Source organism: Kluyvera sp. 142486 (assembly GCF_046569695.1).
GTDB lineage: Bacteria > Pseudomonadota > Gammaproteobacteria > Enterobacterales > Enterobacteriaceae > Kluyvera.
In genome coordinates this window covers 1-12,006 of sequence record NZ_JBKHUI010000028.1, presented here as the reverse complement: position 1 = coordinate 12,006, position 12,006 = coordinate 1, and the positions used below count along the sequence as shown (strand labels likewise).

12 protein-coding genes and 1 riboswitch are annotated in these 12,006 nt (G+C 56.9%); of the genes, 8 read left to right on the top strand and 4 right to left on the bottom strand.

What is annotated here, in order from left to right:
- Positions 1–38: 38 nt before the first annotated feature.
- A riboswitch (TPP riboswitch) is annotated at positions 39–148 on the bottom strand.
- Between the two features lie 174 nt (positions 149–322).
- Positions 323–808 carry a sigma D regulator gene (gene rsd / locus ACLGE8_RS21725; protein WP_411001174.1) on the bottom strand — a complete coding sequence of 162 codons (486 nt, stop codon included), beginning with the start codon at positions 806–808 and terminating at the stop codon, positions 323–325.
- 97 nt (positions 809–905) lie between these two features.
- Between rsd and nudC the strand changes: the two genes are divergently transcribed.
- From nudC to ACLGE8_RS21695, 6 genes are all read left to right on the top strand, one after another.
- Entirely contained in the window at positions 906–1,679 is a 774-nt protein-coding gene (gene nudC, locus ACLGE8_RS21720; RefSeq protein ID WP_411001173.1) for an NAD(+) diphosphatase, read from the top strand.
- A 40-nt stretch (positions 1,680–1,719) separates the two neighbouring features.
- Complete coding sequence (gene hemE, locus ACLGE8_RS21715) at positions 1,720–2,784, top strand: uroporphyrinogen decarboxylase (protein WP_411001172.1); 1,065 nt, start codon at positions 1,720–1,722, stop codon at positions 2,782–2,784.
- Positions 2,785–2,793: 9 nt separating this feature from the next.
- On the top strand, positions 2,794–3,474 hold the full coding sequence (gene nfi / locus ACLGE8_RS21710) for a deoxyribonuclease V (RefSeq protein WP_411001171.1): 681 nt from the start codon (positions 2,794–2,796) through the stop codon (positions 3,472–3,474).
- 33 nt (positions 3,475–3,507) lie between these two features.
- On the top strand, positions 3,508–4,098 hold the full coding sequence (locus ACLGE8_RS21705) for a YjaG family protein (protein WP_185669926.1): 591 nt from the start codon (positions 3,508–3,510) through the stop codon (positions 4,096–4,098).
- 186 nt (positions 4,099–4,284) lie between these two features.
- Positions 4,285–4,557: a nucleoid-associated protein HU-alpha gene (gene hupA / locus ACLGE8_RS21700; protein WP_001044509.1), complete on the top strand. Its 273-nt coding sequence runs from the start codon at positions 4,285–4,287 to the stop codon at positions 4,555–4,557.
- Positions 4,558–4,569: 12 nt separating this feature from the next.
- Entirely contained in the window at positions 4,570–5,262 is a 693-nt protein-coding gene (locus ACLGE8_RS21695; protein WP_411001183.1) for a DUF1481 domain-containing protein, read from the top strand.
- A 3-nt stretch (positions 5,263–5,265) separates the two neighbouring features.
- Here the strand turns inward: ACLGE8_RS21695 and zraP are convergent, their stop codons facing one another.
- Positions 5,266–5,706: a zinc resistance sensor/chaperone ZraP gene (gene zraP / locus ACLGE8_RS21690; protein ID WP_411001167.1), complete on the bottom strand. Its 441-nt coding sequence runs from the start codon at positions 5,704–5,706 to the stop codon at positions 5,266–5,268.
- Positions 5,707–5,957: 251 nt separating this feature from the next.
- On the opposite strand from zraP, the gene zraS reads away from it, so the two are divergent.
- Positions 5,958–7,337, top strand: a complete 1,380-nt coding sequence (gene zraS / locus ACLGE8_RS21685) for a two-component system sensor histidine kinase ZraS (RefSeq protein ID WP_411001165.1) — start codon at positions 5,958–5,960, stop codon at positions 7,335–7,337.
- Positions 7,334–8,665, top strand: coding sequence for a sigma-54-dependent response regulator transcription factor ZraR (zraR, locus tag ACLGE8_RS21680; protein ID WP_411001163.1), 1,332 nt, complete (start codon positions 7,334–7,336; stop codon positions 8,663–8,665). The genes zraS and zraR overlap by 4 nt, the downstream gene beginning before the upstream one ends.
- Here zraR and purD read toward each other — a convergent pair.
- Entirely contained in the window at positions 8,662–9,951 is a 1,290-nt protein-coding gene (purD, locus tag ACLGE8_RS21675) for a phosphoribosylamine--glycine ligase (protein WP_411001161.1), read from the bottom strand. The two genes, zraR and purD, sit on opposite strands and share 4 nt — an antisense overlap.
- A gap of 15 nt (positions 9,952–9,966) precedes the next feature.
- Positions 9,967–11,556 carry a bifunctional phosphoribosylaminoimidazolecarboxamide formyltransferase/IMP cyclohydrolase gene (gene purH, locus ACLGE8_RS21670; RefSeq protein ID WP_333497335.1) on the bottom strand — a complete coding sequence of 530 codons (1,590 nt, stop codon included), beginning with the start codon at positions 11,554–11,556 and terminating at the stop codon, positions 9,967–9,969.
- Between the last annotated feature and the right edge of the window lie 450 nt (positions 11,557–12,006).

Below are 12,006 nucleotides of genomic sequence, written 5' to 3'. Positions count from 1 at the left end.
ATGAAGCAAGAGAGAAGATCGCCCCTGGGCGATGCGACTATAGATTGACTCTTGTTCCCTTCGCAGGTCTTAACCTGATCAGGTTCCGCGGATCCCGAATTAACGGTCTCAGCCCGTGCTTGCGCACTGGGCACTCCGACAAGAAGTAACCTCAAATGTACCCGTCATACTTCAAGCTGCAGGTGCGTTGGCTGCGCTCGCGCACCCCCCAGTCACGTACTTATGTACGCTCCTGGGGATGCACTCCCTTGCCGCCTTCCTGCAACTCGAAGTATTTAGGGTAGAGGTAATGAATGTAAACTACTCGTTAATGCGGCAAATCTCAAGCCGGGCGTTTTATTTCATCCTGGCCGAGCGCCTCGAAGGTCAGCATGATGAGCTGGTCTTCTAACAGAAAACGGGCCTCCAGCGCTTCCCCGATATCAGACAGCGCCTGCTGGAATTCATACACGTTATCCTGGTCGATAGCGTTCTCCAGCGTAGAGTCGTAGTAGTCCATAATTTGTTGGGTATTGGCGTCCAGCAGCGGCCAGATTTTGCTGGCGTTTAAAAGCGGACTGTCGCCTTCCATTTTATGGATAATGCGTTCATAAATACTGAAATGACCGGCGGACAGATAGTCGACCAGACGCTGACAAAAATCATCGAGCGCTTTTTCATTAAGACGCATGAACGATTCTTTGCCAGGCTTAAGGCCAACCAGATTGTAGTAAGCCACGAGCAGGTGCTTACGAATATTCAGCCAACGGTCGACCAGTTTGTGGTGTCCATGGATGCGCTCTTTTAGACTTTCTAACTGGTTTAACATAGGTTGACCCCGCATCGATAAGATTAAAATCTGCTCACGTCATTATGTAATAATAATGTTAACAACATGCCTGTGAAGCAAAGGTAGCGCAAGAGATATGGATCGTATAATTGAAAAATGGGATCGCGGCTGGTGGATAGTCAGCCACGAACAAAAATTATGGTTGCCCGGCGGGGAATTACCATATGGCGAAGCGGTAAATTTCGATCTTGTGGGTCAGCACGCACTCCAGATTGGCGAGTGGGAAAGTGACCCGGTGTGGCTGGTACAGCAGCAGAAGCGTCATGATATGGGCACCGTGCGCCAGGTTCTTGACCAGGACGTGGGCCTGTTCCAGCTTGCCGGGCGCGGCGTGCAGCTGGCGGAGTTTTATCGTTCGCATAAATTCTGCGGCTACTGCGGCCACACGATGCACCCCAGCAAAACCGAATGGGCCATGCTGTGCAGCCACTGCCGTGAACGCTACTACCCGCAGATTGCACCGTGCATTATCGTCGCCATTCGCCGTGACGACTCCATTCTCCTTGCCCAACACGTTCGCCATCGCAACGGCGTGCATACCGTGCTGGCCGGTTTTGTCGAGGTGGGCGAAACCTTAGAGCAGGCGGTGGCGCGTGAAGTGATGGAAGAGAGCGGTATTAAGGTAAAAAACCTGCGCTATGTCACTTCCCAGCCGTGGCCGTTCCCGCAGTCGCTGATGACTGCCTTTATGGCAGAGTACGACAGCGGCGATATCGTTATCGACCCCAAAGAGCTGCTTAACGCCAACTGGTATCGCTATGACGATCTTCCTCTCTTACCTCCACCGGGCACCGTCGCGCGTCGTCTTATCGAAGATACCGTGGCAATGTGTCGGGCTGATTACGACTGACATGTTACACTGCACGCATCAACGCTAAAGGAATGTAAACATGAGCGAACTGAAGAACGATCGTTATCTGCGTGCACTGCTGCGCCAGCCTGTAGATGTGACCCCGGTATGGATGATGCGCCAGGCAGGCCGCTATTTGCCGGAGTACAAGGCAACTCGCGCCCATGCCGGTGATTTTATGTCGCTGTGCAAAAACGCCGAGCTGGCCTGCGAAGTGACGCTGCAGCCGCTGCGCCGCTTCCCGCTTGATGCGGCGATCCTCTTCTCGGATATCCTGACCATCCCGGATGCGATGGGGCTGGGGCTGTACTTCGAAGCCGGGGAAGGCCCGCGCTTTACCTCGCTAATTACCAGCAAAGCGGATGTCGAAAAGCTGCCGATTCCAGACCCTGAAGATGAGCTGGGCTACGTGATGAACGCGGTGCGCACCATTCGCCGTGAACTGAAAGGCGAAGTGCCGTTGATTGGTTTCTCCGGCAGTCCGTGGACGCTGGCGACCTATATGGTGGAAGGCGGTAGCAGCAAAGCCTTTACTGTGATCAAAAAGATGATGTACGCCGACCCTAAAGCGCTGCATCTCCTGCTTGATAAGCTGGCGCAGAGCGTCACGCTGTACCTCAACGCGCAGATTAAAGCAGGCGCGCAATCGGTGATGATTTTCGACACCTGGGGCGGCGTGCTGACCGGTCGTGACTACCAGCAGTTCTCACTGTACTACATGCACAAAATCGTGGATGGCCTGCTGCGTGAAAACGACGGTCGCCGCGTGCCGGTGACGCTGTTCACCAAAGGTGGCGGTCAGTGGCTGGAAGCGATGGCGGAAACCGGCTGCGATGCGCTGGGTCTCGACTGGACTACCGATATCGCCGATGCGCGCCGTCGCGTGGGCCATAAAGTTGCCCTGCAGGGCAACATGGACCCATCCATGCTCTATGCACCTGCGCCGCGCATTGAAGAAGAAGTGGCGACGATTTTGGCCGGTTTTGGTCAGGGTGAAGGCCACGTCTTCAACCTCGGTCACGGCATTCATCAGGACGTGCCGCCGGAACACGCGGGCGTCTTCGTTGAAGCGGTGCATCGCCTGTCGGCGCAGTATCACCGCTAAGGGCATCACGTGGATCTCGCGTCGCTGCGCGCGCAGCAGCTGGAGCTGGCCTCATCGGTGATCCGTGACGATCGTTTCAACAGCGATCCACCGGATCTGATCGGCGGCGCCGACGTTGGTTTTGAGCAGGGCGGCGAAGTGACGCGAGCGGCGATGGTATTGCTGAAATATCCGTCGCTGGAGCTGGTTGAGTATCAGGTGGCGCGTATCGCCACCACCATGCCCTATATTCCCGGTTTTCTCTCCTTTCGCGAAACCCCGGCGCTGATGGCCGCGTGGCAGCAGCTTTCACACAAACCCGATCTGCTGTTCGTCGACGGTCACGGTATTTCCCATCCGCGCCGTCTGGGGGTCGCCAGCCATTTTGGCCTGCTGGTGGACGTGCCGACTATCGGCGTGGCGAAAAAGCGGCTGTGCGGCAAGTTTGAGCCGCTCTCGCCGGAGGTGGGGGCACTGGCGCCGCTGATGGACAAAGGCGAGCAACTGGCGTGGGTGTGGCGCAGCAAAGCGCGCTGCAACCCGCTGTTTATCTCTACGGGCCATCGCGTCAGCCTGGAAAGCGCTTTAGGCTGGGTGCAGCGCTGTACCCAGGGCTACCGTCTGCCGGAGCCAACGCGCTGGGCGGACGCCGTGGCTTCAGAACGCCCGGCTTTTACGCGGCTTGCAGCAAAACTGCCCCATATCGGGTAAACTGCGTCTAATTTCCGTATTCGAGAACTCATCATGTTACAAAACCCGATTCATCTGCGTCTGGAGAAGCTGGAAAGCTGGCAGCACGTCACCTTTATGGCCTGTCTTTGCGAACGCATGTACCCAAACTACGCCATGTTCTGCAAAGAGTCGGAATTTGGTGAACCGCAGCTGTATCGTCGTATCCTCGACCTCATCTGGGAAACCCTGACGGTCAAAGACGCGAAGGTGAACTTCGACAGCCAGTTGGAAAAGCTGGAAGAGGCGATTCCGGCAGCCGACGATTACGACATGTACGGCGTTTATCCGGCAATCGATGCCTGCGTGGCATTAAGTGAATTAATTCACTCTCGCTTGAGTGGCGAAACCCTCGAACACGCGATCGAAGTCAGTAAGAGTTCTATTACCTCCGTGGCGATGCTGGAAATGACCCAGGCTGGTCGCGAAATGACCGATGAAGAGCTGCGTCTGAACCCTGCGGTAGAGCAAGAATGGGACATTCAGTGGGAGATTTTCCGCCTTTTAGCCGAATGCGAAGAACGGGATATTGAACTGATTAAAGGGCTACGCGCAGACCTCCGCGAGGCCGGTGAGAGCAATATTGGTATAATTTTTCAGCAATGAGACAACAAAACGTGATTTACCGCCTGAATTGTCACGCCTGAAGGCTTCACATCTGCCCCCCGTCTGGTCTACATTTGGAGGGCGAAAAAAAGTGGCTATCGGTGCGTGTATGCAGGAGAGTGCTTTTATGGCATTTTCGTCGCACTCGATGCTTAGCAAGCGATAAACACATTGTAAGGATAACTTATGAACAAGACTCAACTGATTGATGTAATTGCGGACAAGGCTGAACTGTCTAAAACCCAGGCTAAAGCTGCACTGGAATCCACCCTGGCTGCTATTACTGAGTCTCTGAAAGAAGGTGATGCTGTACAACTGGTTGGTTTCGGTACCTTCAAAGTGAACCACCGCGCTGAGCGTACTGGCCGCAACCCGCAGACCGGTAAAGAAATCAAAATCGCCGCAGCTAACGTGCCGGCATTTGTTTCTGGCAAAGCACTGAAAGACGCTGTTAAGTAAGACCGCGTGGCAGTGAACAGTTTTAAAGAAGGGGCGGTTTCGCCCCTTTCGTTCATCTGGTGCCGTTTATCGGCGCTGGCTGGCGTACTGTTGCTCACTGCCTGCAGCCATAACAGCACGTTGCCACCTTTCACCGCTAGCGGCTACGCTGACACGCAGGGTGCGGTTCGCATCTGGCGTAAAGATAGCGGCGGCGAGACCCATCTCCTGGCTACCCTAAGCCCGTGGCACAGCGGCAATACCTCGACCAGCGAATACCGTTGGCAGGATGACAAACTGCAGTTGATTGAACTCAACGTCTACGGCAAACCGTCCGAACATATCCGCGCCCGTTTCGATAGCAACGGCGAGCTGAGCTTTATGCAGCGCGAAACGGATGGGCAAAAACAGCAGCTCTCCAGTGACCAGGTGGCGCTTTACCGCTACCGTGCCGAGCAGATCCGCCAGACCAGCGACGCGCTGCGGCTGGGGAAAGTGGTGCTACGTCAGGGGCGCTGGCATGCTGACGGCTCCGTCACCACCTGTGAAGGCGAAACGGTGACGCCTGATTTCGACTCCCGCGCCCTGGGGCATATTGCGAGCCGCCAGAGCCGTTCGTCCGCCGAAGTGAGCATTGCCTGGCTGGAAGCGCCGGAAGGCACGCAGCTTCTGCTGGTGGCGAACGAAGACTACTGCACCTGGCAGCCGACCGAAAAGAACTTCTAACCGTTACCAGCGGTTCATGCCGCCCATATGACCCCCTCCGTTGTGCCCGCCCTGACAGCCATAGCCCATCCCACCGTGACGAGGTATCCCAGCCTGCGCCATGGCGACATCAAACTTCACCCGCTGATTATCCAGCTTCTGTCGTAGCGTCTCGATCTCCTGCGCCACGCCCTCGATTTTCGCGCTATCCGGTTTATCGGCCGTCAACAGAGCGTTGTACTCATAGCGCTTAGAGGTGAGCTGCTGTCGCAGCGCTCTGGTCTGGTTGTAAAAATCATCGTGTAGCTTCTGCGTCGTCGCCCGCTGTGCGTCGGTTAGCTGGCTGTAGCTGCCGTTATCACTGTTGTTGCCCCAATGATGCGGCCCGGCTAACGCCGCCCCGCTGGTGAAGGTGAATGCCGCGAGGGCCAAAAGAGTAAGGGACAGATTGTTGTTCCGTTTCATGGTTGATTCTCCTGTGGTGTGGTTATCTTAGCTATTGCATCTTCTGTGCCAGACTCACAAACCGTGATAATGCAGAGCGTTGCAGGCCACTTGTGGAAGCAGGCGAGTAAAAATGACCCGCGTCAGCCTATCCGACGGGTCATTTTTACTCGTTGAAGCGGGGCGTTTGTGCTCGCGGGCCGGGTTAGCGGGCGCGAAAAATGGCATGATTTCTGCTGAGGGATGATGACGGGAAAAGAGAAGGAAGCCCCATGAGCCTCATACGTTTACAGAAGGATTCGGTTGCCACCGGCATTAGCTGGCTGCTGACAGGCGTGATTTTGCTGCTGGTCTGCCTGTTCTCGGCACTTATCGTGCGCGATTATGGGCGGGAAAGCGCATCGGCTCGGCAAACCATCCAGGAAAAAGGCAGCGTGCTGATCCGCGCGCTGGAGTCCGGAGCCCGCGTCGGCATGGGGATGCGTATGCATCACGCCCAGCTTCAGGCCATGCTGGAAGAGATGGCCTGGCAGCCGGGCGTGCTGTGGTTTGCCGTTACCGATGAGCAGGGAATGGTGATCGCCCATAGCGACCCGCAGCAGGTGGGCAAGACGCTCTACGATGCGCAGCAGATGCGCGAGTTGCAGATTGGTGACGCCGTGCGTGAACGACGCGTTGCATCACCCGAACCGGCGCTGGAGATCTACCGGGCGTTTCGTCCACTGGAGAGCGGCAATGGCCACCACATGCGCATGATGATGCGGCGGGACGTGGTGACGACTCCGCAGGTGATTTTTGTCGCTTTTGATGTGCGTGAACTCGATGCCGATCAGGCGCGCGGGCTGCGCAATATGATAGTGATGCTGTGCGCCGCCGGGCTGGTGATGGTGGCGACCATCCTCGCGCAGTTCTGGTTCCGTCGCTATCAGCGCTCGCGCAAGTTGTTACAGGAAGCGACCCACCGTAGAGAAAAACTGGTGGCCTTAGGCCATCTGGCGGCCGGGGTGGCGCATGAAATCCGCAATCCGCTCTCGTCGATTAAAGGGCTGGCGAAGTACTTTGCTGAACGCACGCCGCCGGGGGGAGAGGCCTACGCGCTGGCGCAGGTGATGGCGAAAGAGGCTGACCGCCTGAATCGCGTAGTCAGCGACCTGCTGGAGCTGGTGCGTCCGGCGCATTTAAAATGGCAACCGGTGGATCTCAACGAGGTGATTGCCCACTCGCTCCAGTTAGTCAGCCAGGATGCGCGTGGTCGGGAGATTACGCTGCAGTTCACTCCACTGCCTGCGTTACGCCGTATTCAGGCCGATCCGGACCGGCTGAATCAGGTGCTGCTGAATCTCTATCTCAACGCGATTCAGGCGATAGGTCACGGCGGTGTGATTGCGGTAACGGCCAATGAGTGTAGCGACGGGCGCGTGAAGGTCACCGTCGCCGATAACGGCAAGGGGATGACGGCCGAGCAGCTACAGGCGATTTTCACCCCGTACTTCACCACCAAAGCCGACGGCACGGGTCTGGGGCTGGCGGTGGTACAGAACATTATTGAGCAGCATGGCGGAACCATTCACGCCGATAGCCGCTCCGGCGAGGGGGCTACATTTACCCTCTATCTGCCGGTTAATGAGCGACAAAAGGAACAGCAAGGATGAGCGTAGAGAAGGTCGATATTCTGGTGGTGGACGATGATATCAGCCACTGCACGATTCTTGAGGCGCTGCTGCGCGGCTGGGGATACCGGGTCTCACTGGCGTACAACGGCCGGGAGGCGCTGGAACAGGTGCGCCAACGGGTATTTGATTTAGTGCTCTGCGATATCCGCATGGCGGAGATGGACGGCATTGCGACGCTCAAAGAGATAAAGGCCTGGAACCCGTCGATCCCGGTACTGATCATGACCGCCTACTCCAGCGTGGGGACGGCGGTTGAAGCGCTAAAATCCGGCGCGCTGGATTACCTCATCAAGCCGTTAGACTTCGATAACCTGCAGCAAACGCTCGCCGGGGCGCTGGTGCATACCCAGCAGCCTGATAGCGCAGTACCAGCGACGCCCGCGGCTCAGTTCGGCATGGTCGGCGATAGCCCTGCCATGCAGGCGCTGCTGCACAACATCGCTCTGGTTGCCCCTTCTGATGCTACGGTACTGATTCACGGCGAGTCGGGCACCGGTAAAGAGCTGGTGGCGCGAGCCCTGCATACCAGTAGCGCGCGACGCGATGGGCCGCTGGTGACGCTGAACTGCGCGGCGCTCAATGAGTCTTTGCTGGAGTCCGAACTGTTCGGCCACGAGAAAGGGGCGTTTACCGGGGCTGATAAACGACGGGAAGGGCGCTTTGTTGAGGCGAGCGGCGGGACCTTATTCCTTGATGAAATTGGCGATATCTCGTCGCTGATGCAGGTGCGCTTGCTACGTGCCATTCAGGAGCGCGAAGTGCAGCGAGTGGGCAGTAATCAGACCATTGCGGTGGATGTCCGCCTGATAGCCGCCACCCATCGCGATTTGGCTGAAGAGGTTAGCGCCGGGCGCTTTCGCCAGGATCTCTATTACCGGCTGAACGTGGTGACCATCGACATGCCGCCGCTGCGTCAGCGGCGCGAAGATATTCCCGCGCTCGCGCACTACTTCCTGAAACGCTACGCCGAACGCAACCGCAAAGCGGTGCAGGGATTTACCCCACAGGCGATGGATTTGCTGATTCACTACGACTGGCCGGGCAATATTCGCGAACTGGAAAACACGGTGGAGCGGGCGGTGGTGTTACTGACGGGGGAATATATCTCTGAGCGCGAGCTGCCGCTGGCGATCGCGGGTGCATCGGTACCGATTTTGTCGACGGCCGATAACGAGATCCTGCCGCTGGTGGAGGTGGAAAAAGAGGTGATTCTCTCAGCGCTCGAAAAAACGGGCGGCAACAAAACTGAAGCCGCCCGTCAGTTGGGCATCACGCGCAAAACGCTGCTGGCAAAGCTCAGCCGTTAGTTCTGCTCACGCTCGATGGCGCGCCAGCCGATATCGCGACGACTGAAGCTGCCGTCCCAGTGGATATCGGTCATTAAGGCATAAGCGCGTTGCTGCGCTTCTGCCACGGTGTGACCCAGCGCGGTGGCGCACAGCACGCGGCCGCCGCTGGTCAGCACGCGGTCGTCGTCCGCAAGTTTGGTGCCTGCGTGGAAGACTTTACCGTCGGTTGAAGATTCCAGCGGCAGGCCGTGGATCTCATCTCCGGTGTGGTAGTTGCCAGGGTAACCGCCCGCGGCAATCACCACGCCCAGCGAAGCGCGTTCGTCCCACTCGGAGGTTTTCTCATCCAGCTTGCCGTCGCAGGCGGCCAGGCAAAGATCCACCAGATCCGACTTCATACGCAGCATGATAGGCTGAGTTTCCGGATCGCCGAAGCGGCAGTTGAACTCGATAACCTTCGGGTTGCCCTGTTTGTCGATCATCAGACCCGCATACAGGAAGCCGGTGTAGGTGTTACCTTCCGCCGCCATGCCTTTCACGGTTGGCCAGATGATACGTTCCATGGTGCGCTGGTGCACTTCATCGGTCACCACTGGAGCCGGAGAATAAGCCCCCATGCCGCCGGTGTTCGGGCCGGTATCACCGTTGCCTACGCGTTTGTGATCCTGGCTGGTGGCCATCGGCAGCACGTGCTCGCCGTCGACCATCACGATAAAGCTCGCTTCTTCGCCGTCGAGGAACTCTTCGATCACGATGCGGTGACCTGCGTCGCCAAAGGCGTTACCGGCCAGCATATCGTGAACGGCGGCTTCTGCTTCTTCGAGCGTCATCGCCACGATAACGCCTTTACCGGCGGCCAGGCCGTCGGCTTTGATAACGATCGGCGCGCCTTTCTCACGCAGATAGGCCAGTGCCGGCTCAATCTCAGTGAAGTTCTGATATTCCGCCGTCGGGATCTGGTGACGAGCGAGGAAATCTTTGGTGAAGGCTTTGGAGCCTTCCAGCTGTGCCGCGCCTTCGGTTGGCCCGAAGATCTTCAGACCAGCGGCGCGGAATGCATCGACCACGCCAATCACCAGCGGCGCTTCCGGGCCGACGATGGTCAGGTCAATCTTCTCGTTCTGGGCAAAGCTCAGCAGCGCCGGAATATCGGTGACGCCAATAGCCACGTTCTGCAACGCGGGTTCCAGTGCGGTACCGGCATTACCCGGTGCGACAAAAACGGTATCAACCAGCGGAGACTGTGCCGCTTTCCAGCCCAGCGCGTGTTCGCGGCCGCCGTTACCAATGACTAAAACTTTCATCGTCTGCTCCCTGAATTAATGGCGGAAGTGGCGCATGTCGGTGAAGATCATCGCGATGCCGTGTTCGTCGGCAGCGGCAATCACCTCTTCGTCGCGGATAGAACCGCCAGGCTGGATAACGCAGCTTACGCCAACGGCGGCAGCGGCATCAATGCCATCGCGGAACGGGAAGAATGCGTCGGAAGCCATGGCGGAACCTTTCACTTCCAGACCTTCATCACCGGCTTTAATGCCCGCGATTTTGGCGGAGTAAACGCGGCTCATCTGGCCCGCGCCTATGCCGATGGTCATGTTCTCTTTGGCGTAGACAATGGCGTTGGACTTCACGAACTTCGCTACCTTCCAGCAGAACAGCGCATCGCGCAGCTCCTGCTCGGTCGGCTGACGTTTGGAAACCACGCGCAGTTCACCTTCGGTCACCATACCCAGGTCACGGTCCTGAACCAGCAGGCCGCCGTTCACGCGTTTAAAGTCGAGGCCCGGTACACGCTGTGCCCACTGGCCGCAGGTCAGAACACGAACGTTCTGTTTAGCGGCGGTGATCTTCAGCGCTTCTTCGGTCGCAGATGGGGCGATGATCACTTCCACGAACTGACGGGAGATGATGGCCTGTGCGGTTTCAGCGTCCAGCTCGCGGTTGAAGGCGATGATGCCGCCGAACGCGGAGGTTGGGTCTGTTTTATAAGCGCGGTCGTAAGCGTCAAGAATAGAAGTGCTGACTGCCACGCCGCATGGGTTAGCGTGCTTAACGATAACGCAGGCCGGTTCGTTGAACTCTTTCACACACTCCAGCGCCGCATCGGTATCGGCAATGTTGTTATAAGAGAGCGCTTTGCCCTGAACCTGCTGCGCGGTGGCAACGGATGCTTCTTTGACGTTTTCTTCTATATAGAAGGCAGCTTGCTGATGGCTGTTCTCGCCGTAGCGCATATCCTGCTTCTTGATGAAGTTCAGGTTCAGCGTGCGAGGGAAGCGGCCGGCGGCTTCTTTGCTCTCACCGTGGTACGCCGGAACCATGCTGCCGAAGTAGTTGGCAATCATGCTGTCGTAGGCGGCGGTGTGTTCGAAAGCTTTAATCGCCAGATCGAAACGGGTGTCGAGGGTCAGAGAGCCTTCGTTAGCGTCCATCTCTTTAATAATGGCGTCGTAGTCGCTGCTCTTCACCACAATGGCAACATCTTTATGGTTCTTCGCGGCGGAACGAACCATGGTTGGGCCACCGATATCGATGTTCTCTACCGCATCTTCCAGAGAGCAGCCTTCACGGGCGACGGTCTCGGCGAACGGATACAGGTTAACGACAACCATATCGATAGGGGCAATGTGATGCTGTTCCATAATGGCATCGTCCTGGCCGCGACGACCGAGGATGCCACCGTGTACTTTTGGATGTAGGGTCTTTACGCGTCCATCCATCATTTCCGGGAAACCGGTGTAATCGGAAACTTCGGTCACCGGCAGACCTTTTTCTGCTAACAGGCGGGCGGTGCCTCCTGTAGACAGCAGCTCCACACCGCGTGCGGAAAGTGCCTGGGCGAACTCGATGATACCGGCCTTGTCAGAAACACTGAGCAGAGCGCGGCGGACTGGACGACGTTGTTGCATGGTAAATCCCCTGGATTTGACTATTACAGAGAGCGTTAGGTGAATTCTTGCGTAAAAACTCAGCTAACGCCCCTTACGGGGCATCCTTGTTTTGCGGGGGCATTGTAACGAAAACGTTTGCGCAACGCTCGCGAATTTTTCTCTTTCCCTCAATTCCATTATTTCATCTCTATAGATGAGGGATAAAACCAAGTGATCCTCGAAAGAGATCCTTATTTTTGTGGATAACTCTGTGTGTAAATGGGTATAAGGCGGGGTTCTGCTGGGGATTACAGCAGTCAGTCATTTTTCTGTAATTTAAGGGTTGCGGCCCCGAGGAAACTCCCTATAATGCGCCTCCATCGACACGGCAGATGTGAATCACTTCACACTAACTAGCCGGTTCGGTTGAAGAGAAAAACCTGAAAATGAGGGTTGACTCTGAAAGAGGAAAGCGTAATATACGCCACC

Bases quoted from the DNA above. Each gene is read 5' to 3' on its own strand.
- purH (WP_333497335.1), bottom strand. From the start codon at position 11,556: ATGCAACAACGTCGTCCAGTCCGCCGCGCTCTGCTCAGTGTTTCTGAC.
- ACLGE8_RS21705 (WP_185669926.1), top strand. From the start codon at position 3,508: ATGTTACAAAACCCGATTCATCTGCGTCTGGAGAAGCTGGAAAGCTGG.
- nudC (WP_411001173.1), top strand. From the start codon at position 906: ATGGATCGTATAATTGAAAAATGGGATCGCGGCTGGTGGATAGTCAGC.
- hupA (WP_001044509.1), top strand. From the start codon at position 4,285: ATGAACAAGACTCAACTGATTGATGTAATTGCGGACAAGGCTGAACTG.
- zraS (WP_411001165.1), top strand. From the start codon at position 5,958: ATGAGCCTCATACGTTTACAGAAGGATTCGGTTGCCACCGGCATTAGC.
- zraP (WP_411001167.1), bottom strand. From the start codon at position 5,706: ATGAAACGGAACAACAATCTGTCCCTTACTCTTTTGGCCCTCGCGGCA.
- zraR (WP_411001163.1), top strand. From the start codon at position 7,334: ATGAGCGTAGAGAAGGTCGATATTCTGGTGGTGGACGATGATATCAGC.
- rsd (WP_411001174.1), bottom strand. From the start codon at position 808: ATGTTAAACCAGTTAGAAAGTCTAAAAGAGCGCATCCATGGACACCAC.
- purD (WP_411001161.1), bottom strand. From the start codon at position 9,951: ATGAAAGTTTTAGTCATTGGTAACGGCGGCCGCGAACACGCGCTGGGC.
- hemE (WP_411001172.1), top strand. From the start codon at position 1,720: ATGAGCGAACTGAAGAACGATCGTTATCTGCGTGCACTGCTGCGCCAG.